This is a genomic window from Streptomyces sp. RB17 (assembly GCF_009604455.1).
Classification (GTDB): domain Bacteria; phylum Actinomycetota; class Actinomycetes; order Streptomycetales; family Streptomycetaceae; genus Streptomyces.
In genome coordinates this window covers 1-21,272 of sequence record NZ_WEGL01000018.1, presented here as the reverse complement: position 1 = coordinate 21,272, position 21,272 = coordinate 1, and the positions used below count along the sequence as shown (strand labels likewise).

The following is a 21,272-nucleotide window of genomic DNA, read 5'->3' as shown; positions in this document are numbered from 1 at the left end:
GTTCAGCCACGCCGACATCTGGACCCGTAGCAGCGCCTTCCTCACTGCCCAGGCCGTGGCCGCGCTCGCCCTCCGCGACCCAGCCGCAGCCGAAGCCCTCGCACCAGGTCTTCCTTGGTGGGGAAGTACCGGAAGAGGGTGGGCTTGGAGATCTCGGCTGCCGCGGCGATGTCGTTGACCGAGACGCGGTCGAAGCCGCGCTCCAGTAACAGCGAGACGGCCGCGTCGCCGATGGCGTCGCGCGTCCGCTCCTTCTTGCGGGCCCGCAGTCCGTCGGCTCGCTTATCTGACCACCGTAACAATTCATTACCAAGTTGCTTTTTTAACCGAGTAACGTTTCCATGGGGGCGTGAATCAGACACACATTCCTCCCGTGCTCGTAACCGGGGCGACGGGCCGGGTCGGCCGCGTCGTCATCGACCAACTCCTCGACGCGGGCGTGCCGACCCGCGCCCTTACCCATCACTCCGAGGCGGCGGCGACGCTGCCGGCGAAGGTCGAGGTGTTCACCGGCGACCTCACTGTGCCCGAGTCGCTCGACCCGGCAATGAATGGCGCCGGTGCGGTCTTCCTCGTCTGGACCGCCCCGCCTGAGACCGCCGCGGCAGTCGTCGAGCAGCTGGCAGCCCATGTGCGGCGGGTCGTCTTCCTCTCCTCCCCGCACCGGACGCCGCACCCCTTCTTCCAGCAGCCCAATCCCATGGCGGTGCTGCACGCCGACATCGAGCGGCTCATCGCGGGCACCGGACTCGAGTCGACGATCATCCGGCCGGGGATGCTCGCGTCGAACTCGCTAGCCTGGTGGGCGCCCGCGATCCGGGCGGGCGAAGTCGTCCGGTGGCCTTACGGCGCTGCGGAGACGGCACCGGTCGACGACCGCGACGTCGCAGCCGTCGCGGCGCGGACGCTGTATCAGGACCGATACGTCGGAGGCGACTACGTCCTTACAGGCCCCGAATCGCTGACCCAAGCCGCGCAGGTGGACGTCATCGGTGACGCCCTGGGGCGCCGGATCGCATTCGAGGAGATGACGCCGGACGAGTTCCGGAGCCTGTCGGAGGGTACGGCGCCCAGCTCGGTCGTCGAGATGCTTCTCGCCGCGTGGAGCGCGGCTGTCGGACAGCCCGCGTACGTCACCACCGCGGTGGCCGACATCCTCGGGACGGCGCCGCGAACGTTTCGCCAGTGGGCCGCCGACCACGCCACCGCGTTCACGGAGGGTTCGGAGGGTTCGTAACCTCGTCGAGCGCGACCTGGCCCCGGCCGCAGCCCTCAGTCCGCCGTCGCCCCGGCCCCGCTCCCGGCACATCCCGGGCGCGCAGGGCTCAGGTGCCCGAGGCGTCGTGTCTATTGCTTGGCCGCCTTGTACACGGCGTCGAACGCCTCCAGGCCCGTCGCCTCCGGGATCAGGTCGGCGGGGCAGGGTGCCGGCAGGGGCTGCATGAGAGGCATCGTTCCAGCACAGGCGGGCCTCGGTGGCACCGACACGGGTGCGTTCGATGTTCAGGCGCCGGGCTGGCTTCGGGGTGCGCCGCCCCGGCCGCGCAGGCTGGCGCCGGCCTCGGTGAGGATGCGGTGGACGAACCCGTAGGAACGCCCGGTGGCCTCGGCCAGGGCCCGGATGCTCGCCCCGTCCTCGTAGGCCTTCTTCAGATCGCCCGCAAGCCTGTCGCGCGCCTCGCCGGTGATCCGTACGCCCCTGGCCATCACTCGTCTCCCGCTTCGCCGTTCAACGTCCGCAGTGGCGATCATGGCGCATGGGCCCGGTCTCCGGCAGCCGAAAGCCCGGTTCTCGTACGGACACCGGGGCCAGAGAGTGGCGCCGCGGGTAGCTGGCGGGCCGCACGGAGGATGCACCTGGGCGATGTAAAGGCTTCCTTGACGAGCGAGCTATGTAAAGGCATCCTTGACATGTGACTGATTCGCCGATGTCTCTTTCGGGCCTGGCTGCTCGCCTCGCCGCGCAGGCCGCCGCCCTGGCGGGCTCGGCTGGCAGCCCAGTGGCCCAGCCGGCCTATCTCGACCTCGTCCGACTCGCCGAGGATGTCGACGGCCTGGCGGAGCAGGTACTGAAGCTGTGCGTGCAGCAGTGCCGGGATGCCGGCCACACCTGGCAGGAGATCGGGGACCTGCTCGGAGTCACCCGCCAGGCCGCGTTCCAGCGGTTCGGCAAGCCCATCGACCCGAGAACGGGAGAACCCATGGACAAGACCGTGCGCATGACCGACGCCGCCGCCCGGGCCAGGGAGATCGCGGACGCCGTCCTCGACGGCCGTATGGACGAAGCCCGCCGGTCGTTCAATGCCGAGGTGCTGGCGGCGTTCACCGACGAGGTCCGCCTCGACGGGCTGGCCACGGTCGCCGGTCTGGTCGGCGCGTTCGAGGGCTTCGGCGAGGGCGAGCCGTTCGTTCGCCGCATCGGCGACCACACGGTCGTCGACGTCCCGCTGCGCTACGAGGCCGGCGACATGAAGGCCCGCGTCGCATTCGACACAGACGAAAAGGTCGCGGGCCTCTTCATCCTCGCGCCCGAAACCCCGTGAACCGCCGAGCCGGTCCCCGGGGTAACGGATCGACCTTCAGGAAAGGCAGATGAGCATGGCCACGCCCACCTACGACGACGGCACGATCCGCTGCGACGACCAGGGGATCGCCATCCGCCGCTACTACCCATGGGGGGCCAAGACGATCCGCTATGCCTCGATCAGGGGCGTGGAGAGGCTTGCCCTGACCGGCGTCAACAAGGTGCGCAGGTGGCGCATCTGGGGCTCGGGGGACTTCGTCCACTGGTGGAACTTCGACCCCAACCGGCCGAAGAAGGACGTGGCACTCGTGCTCGACGTCGGCCACCGGGTCCGCCCCACGATCACACCGGATGACGCGGCCACCGTCGCCCGCATCATCGCGGAGAAGAGCCCTGAGTGATGAGGTCGTACGTCACCATCCTGATTCCCGTGGCGCTCCTCCTCGTGACGGTGTTCTGGGTCTACCAAGACGCCGCACTCCGCGCCAGGAGGGGAACGCCCGTGTACTTCTCGGCGGGCTCGATCGAAGTGAGTACGCCCGCCACGTGGGCTCTCGGCTGCCTGTGCTTGTGGATCATCTTCATGCCGCTATACCTCACGTGCCGCCGACAAGCCGACTGACGAGTCGCGTGACGGCCAAATGATCCGCAGCCGCAAAATACGCTGAAAGCGGCCATCCATTGCCAGGCGAGCCGACGCACGGCCGTCACCCTGATGGGGCTCGTTGAAAACGGCCGCCTCATGCTCGGGAGTGACCCCGCACCTGCTCGGTGAAACTCCTCATCCATCCGGACCCCATAGGTTGCGCGGTCCGCCGATCCATTGCGGCCTCTGTGGTGGGGCCTGGCGGCTCGAAGGCGGCGGTCGCGGAACACGTCGCCCAACACGCTGGGGCCTGCACCGTGTCACCTTCGCCGTCGACGACATCGACGACGTACTCGCCCGCCGGCGCGCCCACGGCGTCGAACTTCTCAGCAAGGTGGCGCAGTATGACGACGGTCACCGGCTCTGCTACGTGAGGACTGTGGGGCCCGGGTGACGATGGTCAACGCGGCGGAGGCTGTTCGATCGCACCGCCCCGATGAGGTGTAGGGATGTAGCCCTTCGCTCCAGGTGGCAGATCGTCGAGGCACGCCTGGGAGCAGGCGTTGACCAATAGTGGCAGGACGTCGGTCGCCACCACCTGGGAGAGCCAAGCCTGGTGAGGACCCGTCGCCGAGATCGGCCCGGTGCAGACACTGCAGGTGCGGGCTGCGGTGGTTCCCCAGCGGAAGGGATCCAGGCTGTCGAGGTCCAGGACCGTATCGCCGGGCGGGAGGAGCCGCGGGAAGGGCGGCCGGTACTTGTAGTTGCCGTAGATCGAGCGCGTGCTCACCGTGCTGTTCGCCAGACGGGCGCACCGCGTGATTTCGTAAGGGAACCAGTGCAGCCGTCGCGAAGTGTACGGGCTGAACTGCTCCAGGCTCGTCATGCCGCCGATCTCCGGAGGTATCCGAACCAGGTTGCTCCCGTACAGCACAAGGGTCCGCACCACCGTCAGCCTCCCGATCGACGGTGGCAGCGTCACGATCTGCCGCCGCTCCTCAGGGCTCAGCTCCGGCAGCGGGCGGAATTCCTCCCGTCCGTCGGCCGCCGCCTCTTCGATCAGCTCCAGCAACCGGAGCCAGCCCGGAGCACTGGTGTCCTGGATCTCGGCGTGGAAGGACGTCGCCGCGCCGGGGAAGCTCACCCGAGCCTGGCCGAAGCAGTGGCAACGGTCCTGCGGCACCCCGGGCCGGGAGTCCATCGCCTCGGGAAAACGGTTTGGGAAGACCTGTGCAGGGAGTTGCTCGTCCGTCATGGCGCAACGATAGGGACGCGGCGTCCGTGCGGCACCATCCGAACACCAGTGAACGCACTGGCCGGCACGGCCCGCACACTCCACGAACGGACGGCGCCAGCCGACAACGCCGCGCCTCGCTCGTTGAAAATTCCCCACTCCGTTGAATGTCGGATTGAGGGGGCGACCAGCGGCACTGGCCGATTCGATTCCAAAGATCCCCATCAACCCCGCCTGAAGACTTAGGCGCCAACAGACCATGTCCCCGCCTGCGCTCCACTGCTCCGCGAGGTTCAAAGATGGGTTCTGAGTGGACGTTAAGTCCGATCTTCCCCGGTTCGTGATCGCTCGATCGTGGTACTGATCGCCAGGTCGACCACTTACTGGGCATGTCCATGCTGTGATGCGGGGCATGGAGCGAGAGCCATACCCCAGCGACTTATCGGACGAGCAGTGGATGTTGATCGAGCCGATGATCACGGCCTGGAAGCAGGACCGGGTGGCCCGGTCGGCAACCGGCGACCCCGGGGCCTGTGATCTGCGGGAGGTCGTGAACGCGATCTTTTACCAGAACCGGACGGGCTGTCAGTGGCGCTACCTGCCCCACGATCTACCGGCCTGGTCGGCGGTGTTCTACTACTTCACGCTCTGGCGCCAGGACGGCCTTGACCAGCGAATCCAGGAACTCCTGCGCCGCCGGGTTCGGGAGAAGGCCCGCCGATTAGAGGACCCGTCCCTCGTGGTCCTCGATACCCAATCCGTGCGCGCGGCCGCGGGTGTCCCGAAGACCACGACGGGGCTGGACGCCAACAAGAAGGTGTCGGGCCGCAAGCGGGGACTGGCCGTGGACGTGCTGGGGTTGGTCATCGGCGTCGAGGTCGTCCGCCGCAACCCCGATGACCAGGGCAAAGGCTTCGTCCCGCAACCGAAAAGGTGGATTGTGGAGCAGGTCAACGGCACGTTGATGTTGCACCGGCGTCTGGCCCGTGAGTACGACCACCGGCCCGACACCTCTACCTCACGCGTCTACTGGGCCTCCATCGCGAACATGACCCGCCGCCTCACCACCCCGAGTCCGGCCTGGCGCGACACCCTCGAGCTGGCTGCATGAACGTCCTCGAGCTCCTGGCAGACCTCCAGAGGCAGCACGAGAAAGCCACGGCCCGGGCCGGTGAACTACGCGACCAGATCGAGCACTTGACCGCCGCCTTGGCCGAGATCGAAGCACGACTCACGGACCTGGCGACCACCCGGAAAGTCATCGCCGAACTCGCACCGACCCAAGAAGACTCCGAAGCGCCCGAGACGAACAGCGTCTACCAAGCCATCGTGAACGCCTTCCACCAGCACCCCGACCAGGAGTTCCGAGCCCGTGAGCTGCACGAACTCCTCGGCATGCCCACCGACGAGGCATCGGTCAACGTTACCCGCGCTCGCCTCGGACGCCTCCTCCGTCAAGGCTTCCTCACCCAGCCCGGACGAGGCAGCTACCAGAAACGGACTTAACGTCCACTCAGAAGAGTCCTCAGTCCGCGTTTCCCTGACCCGAAGCCCCGCTGCGGGCCCTGATGACCGACGACACTTACCGCACGATCTGGGAGTACTACCTACAAGGCGCGACACCCACACAGACCTGGCACAACCTCCTCGACGACCACGTCGACTGGATCCCGCTGCCCACCGTCACCAGGCTCTTCATTCGCTTCTCCGAAGAAAGCAGCACAGCCGAGCTCAGAGAGCGCGAATGACCGGCGATGCCCAGCGGCTATGCACTGCGACACCGAGGATTCTGGAAACCAGCACACCGTCCGGGCCGGTTCCGGCTAGGTTGCCATCATGTCAGCCGAGCAACTGAGTGCAGTCGCAGCCATCGCCGCTGCCGTTATCAGCCTCGTCAATGTCGGCCTTTCTTCTTACCTCGTTCGCAAACAAGAGAGTCAGCGCTGGACGCGAGAACAACTCCCTGACATCGTAACGAAGCTGGCAGACGCAGCGTTCCGCTGGGAAGTGAAGATATTCGAAAGCGACTGGAGCCAAATCCCCGAGAGCGATCGCGATGACTTCGGCATGGAAGAAGCAACCGAAGCCATGTCATTGGTATCAAAGATGGAAGTCTTCGCGGCTCCAGATACCATATCCAGCGCTCATAACATGCTTGACTCTATTGACGCCATTCGCCTCCACACTCTCCAAAATCCGCCTCAATCCGGCGATTCCCCAGAGAAACCTTGGAGCCTCTACTGGAAATGGCGGGAAGCTCAACACTCGTTTCTCTCAGCAAGCCGCAAGGAAATGGGTTTGAAGCCACCCCCTATCCCAATCGGCTTGAGGCGCTACCGGGAGAGGACAGAGGGCTCCAGCGTCACAGTGCCCACCGACAGCTCAGCCGTTCAACCACGGAGCTGACAGGCGCGAGGACCGGACGACGTCACCGCGACGAGTGATCCGAACCACTCAATCTTCGATGAGAATCACTCAACCTTCGCCGCGACAGATCACGAACCTTGAGCACGTGCCATCGAACTTTGACGGACCTCAGTTCTTGCCACCGAAGGTTGAGTGCGCAGGTCAGCGGCCGCTGTGCGGCATCGAGCCGCGGCTTTGCGGTACCGGGATTTGGCCGCGACACGGCGCCGCTCCCGCCGTCGAAACTCAGTGGCTGTTCGGGCTTGGCTCTGCATAGGTTCGGCGGCATGGCTGACGAATGCTTCGGGCATCCCCGGCTCGCTGCGATCTACGATCCGCTCGACCCAGACCGCAGCGATCTCAATGCCTACCTCCGAATGGCGGAAGGGTTCGGGGCGCACCAAGTGCTCGACATCGGCTGCGGCACAGGGGTGTTTGCACTTCTGCTAGCCGACCGCGGGATCGAGGTCGTCGGCATCGATCCCGCAGCGGCGTCCATCGACGTCGCCCGCGCCAAACCGGGCAGTGAGCATTTTCAGCGCGGCCACTGATCGGGTGACGGTGGCAAGGTGAGGGCGAGGTCCTCAACAGGCAGGGCTCCCGTGCCGTTGAGCTGTCCGGCAGAGCGCCGAGGCTGTTCAGCACTACGGCAGCGTACGGGGCCCGGCAGCTGCCAGGCCGACCGCGGCATCGGGTCCTCGGGGGTCGCCGGTCTCCTCGGCGGCTTCTGCTGCGGCCTTCAGCAGGCGGGGGCCGGTTCCGTAAAGCCGGCAGGTCCGGGACGGGTGCCGGGCGGCTGGTGTCGCGTACCAGCGGGTGCAGCCGCGCGACCGGCAGCGCGTCCAACCCGGCCGCAAACTGCCACGTCAACTTGGCACTTCCTCCCGTCGCCGGTCATCGCTGGCCGTGGCGGGGATGGCGTTGTCGATGAGGACGGCAGCGATGGCGGCGGCGGTGGGGAAGGCGTCGGCGTTGAGGACCCGGGTGCGGGCCGCGGCGCCGTCGATGAGCAGCGCGAGCTGCTCGCCGAGCTGTTCAGGGTCGGCGGCGCCGGCTTCGCGGGCAGTGTCGGCGAGCCGCGCGGCGACGGCTTTCTTGTACTCGCGTGCGTACTGGGACGCGGGGTGCTGGGGGTCGTTCAGTTCGACGGCGGCACCGATGTAGGGGCACAGGGGGGTAGTGGGGGGGATGTCGAAGGCGGCGAGGAGCCGTTCGCGGGGCGTGAGGTCGGTGCGGTCGAACACGCCGGACAGAACGGAGGGGTCGAACCGGCGCAGGTACTCGGCGACGAGTTCGTCCTTGCCAGTGAAGTGCTGGTAGGCCGTGCGCTTGGACACCTCGGCCGCCGCGCAAAGCTGGTCCATGCCGGTGCGGTTGATGCCCTGCTCGCGGAACAGCTGCTGGGACGCGCTGAGGATGCGCTCGCGGGCGCCCCGGCCGCGGCGGCGGCCCGTGGGGCCCTTCTCCAACTCCGTCATGGATCCACCGTACCGCAGCTGGGTAACGACCGGTGTACATAGTTTGCGTCCCCGCCGCCCGCCCCGTACCGTAAGCACACAGGGCGGTGTACATAACGCCGTCGTCCCAGGCATGCACGGCACCACCGACGCAAGGGAACGACTATGGGAAAGCTCGACGGCAAGGTCGCGGTCATCACCGGCGCCACCAGCGGCATGGCGCTGGCAGGCGCGAAGCTGTTCGTCGACGAGGGAGCGCACGTCTTCATCACCGGCCGCCGCCAGGACGCCCTGGACGAGGCCGTGAAGCAGATCGGCCGCAACGTCACCGGCGTCCAGGGCGACGCCGCCGACCTGGACGACCTGGACCGCCTGTACGACACCGTCAAGCGGGAGAAGGGCAGCCTCGACGTGCTGTGGGCCAGCGCAGGTGGGGGCGAGCCCGCCCCGCTCGGCGAGATCACCGAGGCCCAGTTCGACACCTGGTTCGGGCTCAATGCCCGCGGCACCCTGTTCACCGTCCAGAAGGCCGTCCCGCTCTTCAACGACGGCGGCTCCATCCTTATGACCGGCTCCAACGCCTCTCTCGGCGCCTTCCCCGGCTGGAGCGTCTACGCCGGCAGCAAGGCCGTCCAGCAGGCCTGGGCCCGAATCTGGCTCAACGAGCTCAAGGACCGCCGCATCCGCGTCAACGTCCTGACCCCCGGCCAGGTCGCCACCGCCAAGCAGGAAGAACTCTTCGACGAGGCCACCAAGCGCCAGTTCGAGTCCCTCATCCCCCGCGGCCAGATGGGCCGCCCCGACGAAATCGCCACCGCCGCCCTCTTCCTCGCCTCCGACGACTCCAGCTACGTCAACGGCATGGAACTCGTCGCCGACGGCGGCACTACCGCCCTCTGAACCGGACAACACACGACCAGGGCAGGACATCTCATGAGCAGCATCAGCATCATCGGCACCGGGAACATGGCCCGCACCATCGGCGCGCGGGCGATAGCGGGCGGTAACACCGTCGAGGTCATGGGCCGCGATCAGTCCAAGGCCGCTGACCTGGCCAAGGCTCTCGGCGGCGGCGCCACGACGGGAGAATGGGGCACCGCCCCGGCCGGGGACATCGTCATCGTGGCCCTGTTGTATGACGGTGTCGTTCCGGTCGTCGCCCAGTACGGAGACGCTCTCGCGGGCAAGGTCATCGTCGACATTTGCAATCCCTTCAATTCCACGTTCGACGGGCTGGCCCACCGCGAGGAGACCTCGATCGCGCAGGAAGTCGCCAAGGTGGCCCCGGCCGGCGCCAGCGTGGTGAAGGCGTTCAACACCATCTTCCGTCATGTCCTGGAGAAGGGTCGGCCCGACGTCTTCCTCGCTGGCGACAATGCGCAGGCCAAGGCAAGTGTGGAGGCGTTCATCGAGAGCCTCGGGCTGCGCCCGCTGGACGTCGGCGGCCTGAAAATGGCGCACTGGCTGGAAGGAGCGGGCGTGGTCACGGTGGGCCTCGCCAACCACGGGGTGGGGAACTTGGACTTCGCCCTCAGCATCACCGAACTCCCCGCCTGAGCAAACGATTGACGGAGCCTTTTCGGAGCGGCTGCCGATCGGGGGGGGTGGGGGACGGAGCTGGCGTGAGGGCGGGGTGCGCAACGCACAGGGCTCCCGTGCCGTTGAGGGAGGCGTTCGACGTCTCAACTCAGCAGCCAGGAGCCCTGTTGGTTCCCTACCCGGCCGCACTCGACCTCCCGCACACCCTGGTCGAGTGGGTCACGATACTCATCGTCACCCGTGAGGGTGACAGGCGCTGCAAACTCCCGCCGCACCGGCGCGCACTCGTCGCGCTGGTGTACCTGCACCGCCACGACACCCTCGCCCGGATCGCGGCCGGCTTCGGGATATCCGTCGGCACCGCCCACGCCTACGTCACCACCGTCACGAGCCTGCTCGCCGACCGGGCCCCGGGCCTGCTGAAGACGCTGCGCGAGCACGATCCCGAGTTCGTCCTTCTGGACGGCACCCTCGCCGAGTGCGACCGCGTCGGCGGCAGCCGCGCTGATTACTCCGCCAAGCACCGCCGCCACGGCGTGAACGTCCAGGTGGTAACCGATCCGATCGGCGAGGTTCTGTGGATCTCGCCCGCGCTGCCGGGCCGCACCCACGACCTGACCGCGGCCCGCACCCACAAGATCATCCGGATCTGCGAACGCCAGGGTGTCCCCGTTCTCGCCGACCGCGCCTACACCGGTGTCGGCCTGCACGTCACCACTGGCCTGACCGTGCTGAAGCCCGGCGGCCTGGCGATCGGCATCAGCGGCCCGCCGGATCCCGCCTTCGCGCAGCAGATCGGAGCCTCATCGCTGCTGCGCATCGCCATGACCCTGCTGAGCCGCCGCATCCGGCGGCAGGCGAAGCGGGCGGGCGTTCGGTACTCGTTCCTGTTCATGCGAGCCGACGGGCCACAGCTGCGAGAGCTGACCAAGCTCATCGAGGCCGGACACCTCCACCCCGTCCTGGACCAAGTGTTCCCCTTCGACGCGACGCTCGACGCGATCGCACACATCGACCAGGGCCGCGCCAAGGGCAAGGTCGTCGTCACGCTGGACTGACGAGCTCGCACATGGCCGGCGGCCAGGCGTCGAGGGCGTCGGCGGGGCCCGGTGTTCACATCTGTCGTGCCGAGGCCAGGGCCCGCGGTCTGCTGACGGGAGAGCAGGTGAACTACTCCGGCAAGAACAAATGCCACGACCTGCTCGTGATCGCCCTCACCGACGAGCGGGGCCGACTGCTGTGGATTCGGCGGCCCGCCCCGGGCGCTGCCAGTCGGGCACCCAGGCCGTCACCGCTTCCCAGACCGACCGGGTCTTGCCAGTGCAGGAGTCCCCGCGCACGACGATCACGCCTGCGCCCTTGCCGGCCAACATGCCCAGGTGGCTGCGGAGTTCGCCGTCGTGGTCCCGTTCGACGTAGGGAGGCACCATCAAGCCGCCGCGCTCCTGGACGGCCCGGTGCACGCCCACGCGGTCCGGCTGCCTGCGGGATGCCGTGTCAGCTGTTGATGAGGCGGCTGTCGAATCCGACGCGCAGAAGGCGCTTGTAGGCGTCACAGACGTCCCTTGGTCCCTCCTGCTCGACGGCGAAGCCGAGCTTCGGATACTCGATCACCCGTTGCAGGTCACCGACGAGCATGTCGACGACGAGCTTCTCGTCGCCGATGGATTTGATGTAGTCGTCCAGTTCCAGCGGCTCAGAGGCGCAGACGATGTGCACCTCGGGCCACAGCTTGCGGCACGTCGCGTACGAACGGCGCTCCATATAGGGCTTGGAGATCAGCAACAGCGACTCGACCTGAACGCCGGCTTCGGCCAGCACCTCGCGGGACAAAGTGATGTTCTGGCCGGTGCTCGCCGCGTTCGGCTCGACCAGGATCGCCTCGCCTGGCACGCCCAGGCTCAGGAGCGTGCTCGCGGTAGTGGACGGCCTCGCCGCGCGGGAAGCGCGCGCCGGTGGTGGGGCTGTTGCCGCCGCTGAACACCAAGACAGGGAAGAGGCCGACGCAGTAGAGGTCGGCTGCCGCGGTGGCCACGCCCAAATCGTGGCTGCCCAGTCCGATCGCCGCCGAGCAGCGGCGCGGTCGGTGCCCATCTGGTGGTAGTCCCAGATCAGTGCCGCGTCGTGGAACTGCTTGTCAGTGATCTGGCGCTGCTGGTGCTTGGGCACTGACACTCCCCGGCTCATTGCCGCTGACCCTTTCGGATGCCCTCGATGCTGCGTAACTGGTGGCTCAGCCCGTGCTGCCGGGCCACCTGTGCCGCTTGGTGGAAGACGGACAGCGGCATGCTCGGCGTTTTGCCCACCACCGCTCCAGCCCCTGACCCAGGGGCCGCAAGGGTCGATGCTGTCGGCGGCGGCTGAACTCCAGGATTCGAGCGACGCCGAGAGATGCAATCAGCAAGCTCCGGCACGCGCTCAATCCCAGCGCTACCAACACGACCGAAACACATGTGTTCGAAATTCCGGCTGACTCGTTGAGCCGCAGGAGCAGCCACATAACCGTCAAGGGGACAACGTTGATTTCGGTCAGGACACAAGCACATACGACTCCCCATCACGGGGCACGGGGCACGGAGTACTCGTACCGCGACGAGTCCAGCCACAGGGCCTCTGTACGGATGATCACGGTCACCATGGCGCGGTGGCTGCCCACGCCGGCTCTCCAGTCGCTGAGCCGTTCCGGGCCGGGAGGCGCCCTGTGAAGAGGTTCTTCGGACGCGTGCGGATGGCCGAGCCGGAGGTCTCCGACGCCGAGCAGGAGCTCTTCGGCGGTCCTTTGCGCTATGACTTGGGTTGGTCGGAACATGAGCGTGCCCGGCTCGACCTGACGATGCTGTCGGCGCTGCGCTCCATGCCGAGGCTGGTCGGGGCGACCTTGCGGATGGCGTGGCAGGCGGACCGGCGCGCGCTGCTCACGGTCGCCATCAGCGAGGTCGGGCAGGGTGTCGCCGCGGCGGTCGGGTTGCTCGCGGTCAACGCCGTCATGCACGCGCTGCTCGGCTCGGGCACCCCCGGGCAGCGGCTGCACGCAGTCCTGCCGGGCTTACTCGCCGCCGCCGGAGCCGCCGTGGTCAACTCGGGCCTGGCCGGATGGTCCACCTCGCGAGCGGGCCGACTGGAGCCGCTGGTCGAGCGGATCGCCACCACCCAGTACCTGGCCGCCGCCGCGCTGGTGGAGCTGGAGGCCATCGAGGACCCGGAGTTTAGGCGGCTGATCGACGTCGCCCAGTACGGCGCCGGATCCGCCCGCCGCATGATCAGTGCCAGCGTGGCCGCGCTGAACGGGGCCATCTCCCTGATCTCCACGGCCGGCGTGCTCACCATCCTCCACCCAGTGCTCCTGCCGATGCTGCTCCTGATCGCGGCACCGCGCGGCTGGGGGGCGATGCGGGTGGCCCAGGAACGGTACGTGTCGGTGATGAGCTGGGTCGAGCACGTGCGGGCCAGCCGCCTCATCGGCAACCTGCTCACCGAGCGCACCGCCGCGCAGGAGGTGCGCATCCACGCCGTCGGACCGTTCCTGCTCAGCCGCTACGAGCGGATGGCCGAGAGCGCGGAGGCCGAGCAGGAGCGACTGGCCGCCGGCAAAGCCGTCACCGAGTGGGTGGCCGCCGCGCTGTCCGGACTCGCCATGGCGGCGACGTACGCGGCCATGTTCTTGCTGATCACGAGCGGGCACATGAGTCTGGCCGTGGCCGGGACCGCCGTCATCGCCGTCCGCTCCGGCTCGGCGAGCCTGGGCGCGCTGGTGATGAACATCAACCAGCTGCACGAGGAGTCCCTCTACGTCCGCGACCACTCCCGGTTCCTGGACGAGGCGGCACGACGCACCATCCCCAGCGGGGGCGATCCCGTTCCGGCACAGGTGAAGCAGGTCGTCCTCGACCGGGTCGGCTACCGCTACCCGGACCGCGAAGCCCCCGCCCTGGACGAGGTGTCCCTCACCCTGCCCATGGGTACGGTCACCGCCGTGGTCGGCGAGAACGGCTCCGGCAAGAGCACCCTGATGAAGGTACTGTCCGGCCTGCTGCTGCCGCAGAGCGGGACCGTGTTGTGGGGTGAGGCCGACATCGCTTGCCTGGACCGCTCCGAGGTCTTCGACCGCGTCGCGCTGCTCACCCAGGACTTCCAACGCTGGCCCGTGACGGCGGCGTTGAACATCCAGATCGGCCGGCCCACCCAGGCAGCCGAGCCCGAGGACCTGCAGCCGTCCGTCGACTACGCGGGTGCCGGAGCGGTCGTCGCGAAACTCCCCCACGGCCTGAACAGTCTGCTGGCCCGGATGTTCCGCGGCGCCAGCGAGCTCTCCGGCGGCGAATGGCAGAAGATCGGGCTCGCCCGGACCCACTGGCGCAGCTCCACCTCGGATGCCGACGGCGTGCTCATCGTGGACGAGCCCACCTCCGCCCTCGACCCGGAAGCCGAGATCGCCGCCTTCGAGCGCATCCGCGAGCTCGCCGCCCCCAACCGCGCCGTCGTCCTGGTCACCCACCGCATGTCCGGCGTCCGCCACGCCGACCGCATCTACGTCCTGCACCACGGACGACTCGTCGAGCACGGCAGCCACGACGAACTCATGACCGCTAAGGGGCGCTACGCCTCCATGTTCGACGCGCAGGCCGCCCAGTACGCCCCCACCGGCACCATCCCCCACCCCACCTCCCCCACCGCCGCAGAACCCGCATGACAGAACCGGATGGCCAGGTCGATGCACCACACCCGCAGGGTTCGGCGGGCGGGCCGGGGAAACCCACCGGGAGCAATCCTGGCAGGGCGCCCGGGTGCGACCCAACAATCTCTGCGCCAAAGTCTTGCCCGAGGTCCGCCCGCACGTCGGCTGCTGGGCCACCATCAACGCCCTGCTCCGCCCCGCCCCCACCCACAGTCATCTGGTCTTCGTTGCTCCTGGTGCCAGCGGTCTCTCGCGCCGGAAGCGGGCGGGTGTCGTGCCGAGATGTGCCCGGAAGGCCCGTGAGAACGCGGACTCGGAGGAGTAGCCGACCTGGCCGGCGACACTCGCGACGGTTGCGTCGGTGGTGGTGAGCAGTTCCGCTGCCGCCATCAGCCGCGCCCGCGCAAGGAAGGCGCCCACAGTCGTCCCCGTGTCCCGGGTGAAGTGGCGCAGGAAGGTGGCACGGGACATGGCGGCCGCGCGGCTGAGCCGTTCGATCGTCCAGTCGGCCCCTGGATCGTTCAGCATGCCCTCGACGGCCGACGCGATGCGGCCGTCGGCCGCCGCGGTCCACAGGGTGGCCTGCGTGGTGTCGCCCCGCGAGGTGCGCAGCACCATCGCCAGCAGTACGGTGCACAGAGCAGAGAGGATCGCCGCGGTGCCCTCGCCCTCGCGTCGCGCCTCACCGCGCATCAAAGCGCTCAGCATGCGCAGCACCTCGTCGCTCTCGGCCGACTGCCCGAAGGAGACATGCACCGGATCGGGCAGGCTTGCGAACAGCAGCGAGCCCGCACCGGCGTCAAAGGTGTAGTGCCCGCAGAACAGGTCGATGACGGGCTTGCCGCCGTGCTCGCTGCGCGTGGTCACGAACACGTCGCCGGCGGTCTCCGTCGTCCCCGTCGGGCCGGCTTCGCCGTCAGTGATCACCCGGTGCGGAGCGCCGCTCGGGATCATCACCACATCTCCGGGGTGCAGGTCGAGCAGGACCGTGCCCACCTGCAGTCGGCATGCGCCGTCCAGCAGCACGTGGAAGGGTGCCTCCAGCTGCCCGTATGCCGGCACGTCCATCCTGGTACCGGCTCCGAGCAGGCAGCGCTTGTCGAGGCCGGCCTGGAGGCGGGCCATGCGCAGCAGTCGGCTGACTGAGTCCATGATGAGACTTTCGGGCAGGAAAGCGAGACGATCGAGTCTAGTTGCACCAGCGGCCGCGCCGCAGACTCGACACATGGAGATCACCACAGCACTCACCGCGGATATTCTGGTCATCGGCTTCGGCAAGGGCGGCAAGACCGCCGCGCGTGTGCTCGCCGACGCCGGCCGCCGAGTGGTCCTGATCGAGCAGTCCGAGAACATGTACGGCGGGACCTGCCCGAACGTCGGCTGTGTACCGACCAAAATGCTCGTCCACTACGCGAACACCAAGCGCCTCAAGGACGACGCGCAGGAGTTCTTCGCCCACTCGATCGCCGGCGTCCGCGCGCTGACCAGTGCCTTCCGCGCCGGCAACTTCGAGGCTCTGAACGGCAAGGACACCGCGACAGTCATCACCGGCACGGCCCGGTTCGTCGATCCGCACACCGTCTCCGTCGGAGAGGGACCGGACCTCATCACCGTCACCGCCCCCACGATCCTGCTCAACACCGGATCCGAGCCGGTGCTCCCCCCGATTCCCGGCCTCGCGGGCAGCTCCCACCTGGTCTCCAGCACGGAACTCACCCGCACACAGAACCTGCCCGAGCGGCTCGTCGTCCTCGGAGGCGGATACCTCGGCCTGGAGTTCGCGGGCATCTACCGGCACTTCGGCACCGAGGTCACGGTCCTCGAAGCAGCCGGCCGGCTCCTGCCGCGGGAGGACGAGGACATCGCCCAGTCCGTCGAGGAGATCCTCACCGGCGATGGCATCCGCGTCATCACCGCCGCGAAGGTCACCGAGGTGCGCGACAGCGGCGCCGTCTCAACGGTCGTATACGAGAAGGACGGGCGGACACACACCGTCGAGGCCTCCGCACTGCTGCCCGCCACCGGGCGCCGACCCGTCACGGACCGCCTCCGGCTCGACGCCGCCGGCGTCCGGACCGCGCCGAACGGCGCGATTGTGGTGGACGAGTACCTGCGCAGCAGCCAACCGCACATCTACGCACTCGGCGACGTCAACGGCGGCGAGCAGTTCACCTACATCTCCCTGGACGACGCGCGCATCGTCCTGGACCAGCTCCTGGGTGAAGGCAAGCGCACCACGAGTGACCGCAGGGCAGTGCCCCACACCCTGTTCATCACCCCTCCACTCGCCACTGTGGGACTGACCGAGAGCCAGGCGCGTGCACAAGGATTCAGCATCAAGGTCTCGCGGGAGAAGGTCGCAGACATCGTGGCCATGCCCCGCGCCTACACCGTCGAGGAAACCCGCGGCGTCATGAAGTTCATCGTGGACTCGGACACCGACCTGATTCTCGGAGCCGCTCTGCTCAGCATCGACGCGCAGGAGATCATCAACACCGTCGCGCTGGCCATGCGGCACAACATCACGGCCACGCAGCTCCGCGACTCGATCTACACCCACCCGAGCTCGACCGAAGCCCTCAACGAGGTCTTCGACAAGGTCCTCTCCTGAACCTGCCCAGCAGCGCACACGACGGGCATCTACCCAGGCACGGCGTGCAACCAGGCCCAGGTCGCATGCCTCAACGCGGCTTCACGTGGCATCGACGGAAGCCCGCGTCGGAGCGGGATGCAACTGCCGTCCGACCATGAGACAAATAGGACAGGCTCAAAGAGGCGAAGGGCACCCGTGCATACGTCGAGGAAAGGCCCAAGCCGATGAGAGAGGGTCCAGAAGGAGCGGAAAGCCATCGCCCTCACTCCGCGGCCGGGGCCGGTCGACGTTCGCGATCTACGACGTGCACGCCGGCGACGCCGACTGCCAGGCGCAGCGCTCACCACCTCAATCACCCACCTACTCGCACACCAGGCACCAGGGCTCTCCTGACCGTTGTCCGGCTCAGCCCCCCCGTGCGAACGAAGGCATGCCTCAAGCCGCAGGCGCTGAACGAGGTCGACCAGCCGTCCCGTCTTCCAGAAGAGAAAGAACCATGCAGCAGAAGAACAGACCTTTCGAACTTGCCGATGTCCAGATGCGCGCGCGCGAACTCGCTGACGGCGTATACGCAGTCATGGCGACAGACGTCGACGACACCGACCACACCGCGACCAACGCCGGGTTCATCGTGGGTGATTCGGGAGTGCTGGCGGTCGAATCGTTGAGCAACGGCCGTTTGGCGTCCCAGGTCATCGGCGAGGTGCGCAAAGTGACCGCGCTGCCCATTCGGTTCTTGGTCAACACCAGTTTCCACGGTGATCATTGCTTCGGAAATTTCGCCTTCCCGTCGCAGACGGTGATCATTCACCATGAGGCGACCAAGCGTGTGATCGACGAGCGCTTCGAGCAGGACCGCGCCTTCATGATCGACTTGCTCGGCGCGGACGCCGGCATCGAAGAGGCGGTAGCCCGCTCAGCGGACGTTACGGTCTCCGGGTCGTGCTCCGTAGATCTGGGAGGCAAGCATGTGGACATCGAGCACATCGGCTACGCCCAGACCGACGGCGACCTGGTCGTCCGCATGCGCGAAGACAACATCGTCTTCGTCGGGAACATGCTGCAGGCGCCGCCCCCGGCATTCCCCTGGCTGTTGGAGGGGCGGGCCGACGAGGCGCTCGTCACCTACCGGCGCCTGCACGACATCCTCGACGATGACACCCTGATCGTGCCGGGCCACGGCCGGCCTATGCGCCGTGCAGACATCCTGCACTCGATCAACTACCTCGAGAAGCTGACCAGCCTGGCACGGGACGCCCGGGACAAGGGACTGTCAGCCGCTCAGGTCCGCGAAGCGCTCGCGATGAAGGAATACACCGACTACAGCATGTACGAATTCATCCACTTCCAGGTCAACATCCCCGCAGTGCTGAACAGGGAATAAGCAGCGTGCGCATAACTGCGGCACTGATGTCTTTCCAGCCCGGCGGCGGGGTGAAGAGGTTGGCGTGTCATAGCAACGAAGCTCTCGGAAGAACTGGTCTGCATCCTGCACCCTGGGGAGTGTAAATCAACGGCCCTGTCGCACATTCGGTGGTGACAGAGACTCGTGAGAGTCGTTGACGTTCCCGTGAAGGATGTCAACGAGCTTGTGCAAACGGTCTTTTCGGGTCTGTACCCGCTGGTCATAGAGGTGGTCGCCGACGAGGGCGAGCGGATCGTCGTGCGAGCTCGAACGCCGACGGAGGCAGCGGTCTGCCCGGTGTGCGGAGCGTCGTCCGGGCGGGTGCACGGATATCAGCTGCGGACGGTGGCCGACGTGCCGGTGGATGACCGCCGGGTGGTGCTCCGGGTGCGGGTGCGGCGCCTGGGGGGCTTCCACCTTGATCGTGGACACCGGTTGTCATGCAGCGATGACCAGCGTAGTTGATCTTTGTTCGAAGACGACCGGCGCGAGGTAGCCGATCGTGGAGTGCCGGCGCCGGTGGTTGTAGAAGCCGAGCCAGCGGAAGACCGCGAGCCGCGCGGCCCGTTCTGTCGGCCAGCCGTGCCGACCGGGCAGGATCTCCCGCTTCAAGGAGGCGAAGAACGACTCCGCGGCGGCGTTGTCCGCGGAGATGCCGACCGCTCCCGTGGATCGGCGGATCCCGGCCCGGTGGCAGGCGTCGGCGAATGCCTTCGAGCCGTACTGAGCTCCGTGATCGCTGTGAAAAATGACGTCGTTCACCTGGCCGCCGCGAGTGCGGACGGCGGCGTTGAGCGCGTCGGTGACGAGTCCTGCCCGCATGTGATCGGCTATCGACCAGCCCAGCAGGCGACGGGAGTAGACATCGATGACGGTGGCCAGATACAGGAACTTCCCGCCGGCGATGGGCAGGTAGGTGATGTCACCGACCCAGGCCCGGTTGGGGGCGGATGCGGTGAAGTTGCGCCTGAGTAGATCGGGCACCGCCTGGGCAGCGGGGTCCGCAATGGTGGTGAGGTGTCGCCGCTTCAACTTCCTTCCCTGGATCGCGTGTTGGCGCATGAGCCGCTCGACGCGCTTGCGGTTCACCATCACACCGTTGGCGCGGAGCTCGGCGGTGATCCGCTTGGCCCCGTACGTCCTCCCGGACTCGGCGTGGACCTTGCGTATCCGTCGGGTGAGTGCGGCCTTCGCGGCGCGGGTCGGCGCGGTCCTCAGCCACCGGTAGAACCCGGACCTCGACAGGTTCAGCACGGTGCACAGCCGCTTCACACCGAAGGCGTCACGGTGGTCGGCGACGAACTCGAAGCGGCTCACCAGTTCGTCTCGCCCGCAAAATACTTGGCCGCCCGGCGCAGGATGTCGCGTTCCATCTCCAGCTCGCGGATCTGCTTGCGCAAGGCCGCGATCTCCGCGTCCTTCACGGACTCCGCGACCGCCTCGGGCCTCTCGGCCTTCTCCGCCGTCTTGATCCACTGTCGCAGGGTCTCGTGATTCACACCGAGCTCGGCGGCAATGCGTGATACGGGTCGGCCCGATGATCGGGCCAGCGCCACCGCGTCGGCCCGGAACTCCGCCGAGTACTTGTAGGTCCCCACCTGGGACTCCTCTCCCTGGACTCAAGATCCAGTGTCGAGGTGTCCACGATCAAGGTGGAGGGCCCGAAATCGATCATTCACGCGGTCGAGCGCCTGCGGGCCAGTTCCCTTTCCTCCTCGGGCAGCGCGTCAGCGACCAGCAGCCGCGGCAGTAGGTCCGGCTCGAGTGTCATCGCGCGGAAGACGAGCGCGACGGTCACGTCGTGGTCGGGCCGGTGCACGATCTCGACGGGGTCGGAAGCCCGGATGTCTCCCGGCTCGATCACGCGCAGATAGGCGCCCGGCACCGCGGCCTGGGTAAACCGCTTGATCCAGCCCTCTCGCTCCAGCCATCCCTGGAACGTCGCACATGGAATCCTCGCGCACGACACCTCCAGAACCACATCCGGCCCGATGCGCCAACGCTCACCGATCAGGGCGCCGTTGACATCGAGGCCGAGGGTCGTGAGGTTCTCCCCGAAGACGCCGTTGGTAAGCGGCCTACCCAGCTCCGCCTCCCACCCGTCGAGATCCTCCCGGCCATAGGCGTAGACAGCCTGATCGGAACCGCCATGGTGCTTCACGTCGTAGACGCGGTCGCCTACGAGACCGACCTCGCCGGTGCCCTTGGGACCGGGGGCGATGACGGCGACCGCACCATCAACAGGCCGCTTGTCGATGCCTGTCGCGCTGAGGCCCTTCCAAGGGTTGGGTCGAGGCTTGCCGACATTGACGGAGAGCAGCTTCATGCGCGCGACGGTACGGACCTCTACACGCCGGGGCCACTCATTTCCCTGCCAACCCTGGGAATCGATCATCTAGCTGGGCCAGCCTCGGCGGCTTGCTCCAGTAGGGCCCGGGCGGAGTCCGCGTAGCGCATCGCGGTCCGGCCCAGCACAAGACCGTGCGGTCCGTAAAGGATCAGCCCGGCTCGAGGGGTGTGTTCTGCGCATGCGTTGTCGTGCGTGGAACAGGCTGCATGAGAGGGGGTTGGCGGACTCAGGCGTGTGGTACCTCGATCCGATCGACACTCAGGCTGTGCTCCTGCAGGAGGCCTGCCACAGCTCAGGCGCCAGCACCCACATCTGCACTGTGCAACCCCGCCCGCTGTTCAGCCCGCCGCCCGCATCGGGTTTTCCCGCTCCGCCCCGCCCGCCTCGACCTCACCCTCGCCGCCTGATCCCCGCATTTGGCCAGCACGATCTTTGGGGAGTCGCCGTCAGGCGATCGGATTACTCGATGAGAGGGAGCCAGGCGATCAGTGGGTGGAGGAGGA

The 21,272-nt window shown here is 67.4% G+C and carries 21 protein-coding genes and 3 pseudogenes; 15 read left to right on the top strand and 9 right to left on the bottom strand.

Annotation, left to right across the window (positions count from 1 at the left end; translation table 11 throughout):
• Nucleotides 1-101 precede the first annotated feature (101 nt).
• Nucleotides 102-302: pseudogene (locus SRB17_RS42490) on the bottom strand (TetR/AcrR family transcriptional regulator); the annotation flags it as partial.
• A gap of 71 nt (nt 303-373) precedes the next feature.
• Between SRB17_RS42490 and SRB17_RS42485 the strand changes: the two are divergent.
• Entirely contained in the window at nt 374-1,237 is an 864-nt protein-coding gene (locus tag SRB17_RS42485; RefSeq protein WP_323377522.1) for an NAD(P)H-binding protein, read from the top strand.
• Between the two features lie 266 nt (nt 1,238-1,503).
• On the opposite strand, the gene SRB17_RS42480 is transcribed toward SRB17_RS42485, so the two are convergent.
• Nucleotides 1,504-1,707 carry a helix-turn-helix domain-containing protein gene (locus tag SRB17_RS42480; protein ID WP_153547177.1) on the bottom strand — a complete coding sequence of 68 codons (204 nt, stop codon included), beginning with the start codon at nt 1,705-1,707 and terminating at the stop codon, nt 1,504-1,506.
• A 221-nt stretch (nt 1,708-1,928) separates the two neighbouring features.
• On the opposite strand from SRB17_RS42480, the gene SRB17_RS42475 reads away from it, so the two are divergent.
• Nucleotides 1,929-2,543, top strand: coding sequence for a DUF3887 domain-containing protein (locus SRB17_RS42475; protein ID WP_153547175.1), 615 nt, complete (start codon nt 1,929-1,931; stop codon nt 2,541-2,543).
• A 49-nt stretch (nt 2,544-2,592) separates the two neighbouring features.
• A complete protein-coding gene (locus SRB17_RS42470) occupies nt 2,593-2,925 on the top strand; it encodes a PH domain-containing protein (RefSeq protein WP_228396628.1) in 333 nt (110 codons plus the stop codon).
• A 645-nt stretch (nt 2,926-3,570) separates the two neighbouring features.
• On the opposite strand, the gene SRB17_RS42465 is transcribed toward SRB17_RS42470, so the two are convergent.
• A complete protein-coding gene (locus SRB17_RS42465) occupies nt 3,571-4,254 on the bottom strand; it encodes a leucine-rich repeat domain-containing protein (protein WP_323377521.1) in 684 nt (227 codons plus the stop codon).
• Nucleotides 4,255-4,756: 502 nt separating this feature from the next.
• Between SRB17_RS42465 and SRB17_RS42460 the strand changes: the two genes are divergently transcribed.
• The 5 genes and pseudogenes from SRB17_RS42460 to SRB17_RS42440 form a co-directional block, all read left to right on the top strand.
• Nucleotides 4,757-5,455 (top strand): transposase, encoded by a 699-nt coding sequence (locus tag SRB17_RS42460; protein ID WP_153547173.1) that lies wholly within the window; start codon nt 4,757-4,759, stop codon nt 5,453-5,455.
• Nucleotides 5,452-5,850, top strand: a complete 399-nt coding sequence (locus tag SRB17_RS42455) for a hypothetical protein (RefSeq protein WP_194294332.1) — start codon at nt 5,452-5,454, stop codon at nt 5,848-5,850. The genes SRB17_RS42460 and SRB17_RS42455 overlap by 4 nt, the downstream gene beginning before the upstream one ends.
• 62 nt (nt 5,851-5,912) lie before the next feature.
• On the top strand, nt 5,913-6,092 hold the full coding sequence (locus SRB17_RS42450; protein WP_153547171.1) for a hypothetical protein: 180 nt from the start codon (nt 5,913-5,915) through the stop codon (nt 6,090-6,092).
• Nucleotides 6,093-6,180: 88 nt separating this feature from the next.
• Nucleotides 6,181-6,750, top strand: a complete 570-nt coding sequence (locus SRB17_RS42445; RefSeq protein WP_153547169.1) for a hypothetical protein — start codon at nt 6,181-6,183, stop codon at nt 6,748-6,750.
• A gap of 287 nt (nt 6,751-7,037) precedes the next feature.
• Nucleotides 7,038-7,280 (top strand): annotated as a pseudogene (locus SRB17_RS42440) (class I SAM-dependent methyltransferase); the annotation flags it as partial.
• Nucleotides 7,281-7,616: 336 nt separating this feature from the next.
• Here the strand turns inward: SRB17_RS42440 and SRB17_RS42435 are convergent.
• A complete protein-coding gene (locus SRB17_RS42435; protein WP_153547167.1) occupies nt 7,617-8,228 on the bottom strand; it encodes a TetR/AcrR family transcriptional regulator in 612 nt (203 codons plus the stop codon).
• 144 nt (nt 8,229-8,372) lie between these two features.
• Between SRB17_RS42435 and SRB17_RS42430 the strand changes: the two genes are divergently transcribed.
• From SRB17_RS42430 to SRB17_RS47185, 3 genes are read left to right on the top strand one after another with little or no spacing between them, the layout of a single operon-like run.
• On the top strand, nt 8,373-9,107 hold the full coding sequence (locus tag SRB17_RS42430) for an SDR family NAD(P)-dependent oxidoreductase (RefSeq protein ID WP_153547165.1): 735 nt from the start codon (nt 8,373-8,375) through the stop codon (nt 9,105-9,107).
• Nucleotides 9,108-9,140: 33 nt separating this feature from the next.
• Nucleotides 9,141-9,764, top strand: a complete 624-nt coding sequence (locus tag SRB17_RS42425) for an NADPH-dependent F420 reductase (RefSeq protein ID WP_153547163.1) — start codon at nt 9,141-9,143, stop codon at nt 9,762-9,764.
• Between the two features lie 47 nt (nt 9,765-9,811).
• Entirely contained in the window at nt 9,812-10,804 is a 993-nt protein-coding gene (locus tag SRB17_RS47185) for a zinc-binding dehydrogenase (RefSeq protein WP_416237144.1), read from the top strand.
• A 156-nt stretch (nt 10,805-10,960) separates the two neighbouring features.
• On the opposite strand, the gene SRB17_RS42415 is transcribed toward SRB17_RS47185, so the two are convergent.
• Nucleotides 10,961-11,176, bottom strand: coding sequence for a hypothetical protein (locus tag SRB17_RS42415; RefSeq protein ID WP_153547159.1), 216 nt, complete (start codon nt 11,174-11,176; stop codon nt 10,961-10,963).
• 67 nt (nt 11,177-11,243) lie between these two features.
• On the bottom strand, nt 11,244-11,915 hold the full coding sequence (locus tag SRB17_RS42410) for a YdcF family protein (RefSeq protein ID WP_323377520.1): 672 nt from the start codon (nt 11,913-11,915) through the stop codon (nt 11,244-11,246).
• Nucleotides 11,916-12,447: 532 nt separating this feature from the next.
• On the opposite strand from SRB17_RS42410, the gene SRB17_RS42405 reads away from it, so the two are divergent.
• Nucleotides 12,448-14,436 (top strand): ABC transporter ATP-binding protein, encoded by a 1,989-nt coding sequence (locus tag SRB17_RS42405; protein WP_416237143.1) that lies wholly within the window; start codon nt 12,448-12,450, stop codon nt 14,434-14,436.
• Nucleotides 14,437-14,634: 198 nt separating this feature from the next.
• Here the strand turns inward: SRB17_RS42405 and SRB17_RS42400 are convergent, their stop codons facing one another.
• Nucleotides 14,635-15,573, bottom strand: coding sequence for an AraC family transcriptional regulator (locus tag SRB17_RS42400; protein ID WP_153547157.1), 939 nt, complete (start codon nt 15,571-15,573; stop codon nt 14,635-14,637).
• Between the two features lie 73 nt (nt 15,574-15,646).
• Between SRB17_RS42400 and SRB17_RS42395 the strand changes: the two genes are divergently transcribed.
• From SRB17_RS42395 to SRB17_RS42385, 3 genes and pseudogenes are all read left to right on the top strand, one after another.
• The gene (locus tag SRB17_RS42395) at nt 15,647-17,032 is read left to right on the top strand and encodes an FAD-dependent oxidoreductase (RefSeq protein WP_153547155.1); all 1,386 of its coding nucleotides are present in this window, start codon (nt 15,647-15,649) and stop codon (nt 17,030-17,032) included.
• Nucleotides 17,033-17,510: 478 nt separating this feature from the next.
• Nucleotides 17,511-18,398 carry an MBL fold metallo-hydrolase gene (locus SRB17_RS42390; protein WP_153547153.1) on the top strand — a complete coding sequence of 296 codons (888 nt, stop codon included), beginning with the start codon at nt 17,511-17,513 and terminating at the stop codon, nt 18,396-18,398.
• A gap of 186 nt (nt 18,399-18,584) precedes the next feature.
• Nucleotides 18,585-18,824, top strand: a pseudogene (locus tag SRB17_RS42385) (transposase family protein); the annotation flags it as partial.
• Between the two features lie 33 nt (nt 18,825-18,857).
• Here SRB17_RS42385 and SRB17_RS42380 read toward each other — a convergent pair.
• Nucleotides 18,858-20,017 (bottom strand): IS3 family transposase gene (locus tag SRB17_RS42380; RefSeq protein WP_416237142.1). Its coding sequence is split into 2 segments (ribosomal slippage): nt 18,858-19,750 and nt 19,750-20,017, totalling 1,161 coding nucleotides; the frame shifts between segments, so codons are not numbered across the junction.
• Nucleotides 20,018-20,094: 77 nt separating this feature from the next.
• Nucleotides 20,095-20,745: an MOSC domain-containing protein gene (locus SRB17_RS42375; RefSeq protein ID WP_153547151.1), complete on the bottom strand. Its 651-nt coding sequence runs from the start codon at nt 20,743-20,745 to the stop codon at nt 20,095-20,097.
• Between the last annotated feature and the right edge of the window lie 527 nt (nt 20,746-21,272).

Bases quoted from the DNA above. Each gene is read 5' to 3' on its own strand.
- SRB17_RS42480 (WP_153547177.1), bottom strand. From the start codon at position 1,707: ATGGCCAGGGGCGTACGGATCACCGGCGAGGCGCGCGACAGGCTTGCG.
- SRB17_RS42475 (WP_153547175.1), top strand. From the start codon at position 1,929: ATGTCTCTTTCGGGCCTGGCTGCTCGCCTCGCCGCGCAGGCCGCCGCC.
- SRB17_RS42470 (WP_228396628.1), top strand. From the start codon at position 2,593: ATGAGCATGGCCACGCCCACCTACGACGACGGCACGATCCGCTGCGAC.
- SRB17_RS42460 (WP_153547173.1), top strand. From the start codon at position 4,757: ATGGAGCGAGAGCCATACCCCAGCGACTTATCGGACGAGCAGTGGATG.
- SRB17_RS42455 (WP_194294332.1), top strand. From the start codon at position 5,452: ATGAACGTCCTCGAGCTCCTGGCAGACCTCCAGAGGCAGCACGAGAAA.
- SRB17_RS42450 (WP_153547171.1), top strand. From the start codon at position 5,913: ATGACCGACGACACTTACCGCACGATCTGGGAGTACTACCTACAAGGC.
- SRB17_RS42445 (WP_153547169.1), top strand. From the start codon at position 6,181: ATGTCAGCCGAGCAACTGAGTGCAGTCGCAGCCATCGCCGCTGCCGTT.
- SRB17_RS42435 (WP_153547167.1), bottom strand. From the start codon at position 8,228: ATGACGGAGTTGGAGAAGGGCCCCACGGGCCGCCGCCGCGGCCGGGGC.
- SRB17_RS42430 (WP_153547165.1), top strand. From the start codon at position 8,373: ATGGGAAAGCTCGACGGCAAGGTCGCGGTCATCACCGGCGCCACCAGC.
- SRB17_RS42425 (WP_153547163.1), top strand. From the start codon at position 9,141: ATGAGCAGCATCAGCATCATCGGCACCGGGAACATGGCCCGCACCATC.
- SRB17_RS42415 (WP_153547159.1), bottom strand. From the start codon at position 11,176: ATGGTGCCTCCCTACGTCGAACGGGACCACGACGGCGAACTCCGCAGC.
- SRB17_RS42400 (WP_153547157.1), bottom strand. From the start codon at position 15,573: ATGGACTCAGTCAGCCGACTGCTGCGCATGGCCCGCCTCCAGGCCGGC.
- SRB17_RS42395 (WP_153547155.1), top strand. From the start codon at position 15,647: ATGGAGATCACCACAGCACTCACCGCGGATATTCTGGTCATCGGCTTC.
- SRB17_RS42390 (WP_153547153.1), top strand. From the start codon at position 17,511: ATGCAGCAGAAGAACAGACCTTTCGAACTTGCCGATGTCCAGATGCGC.
- SRB17_RS42375 (WP_153547151.1), bottom strand. From the start codon at position 20,745: ATGAAGCTGCTCTCCGTCAATGTCGGCAAGCCTCGACCCAACCCTTGG.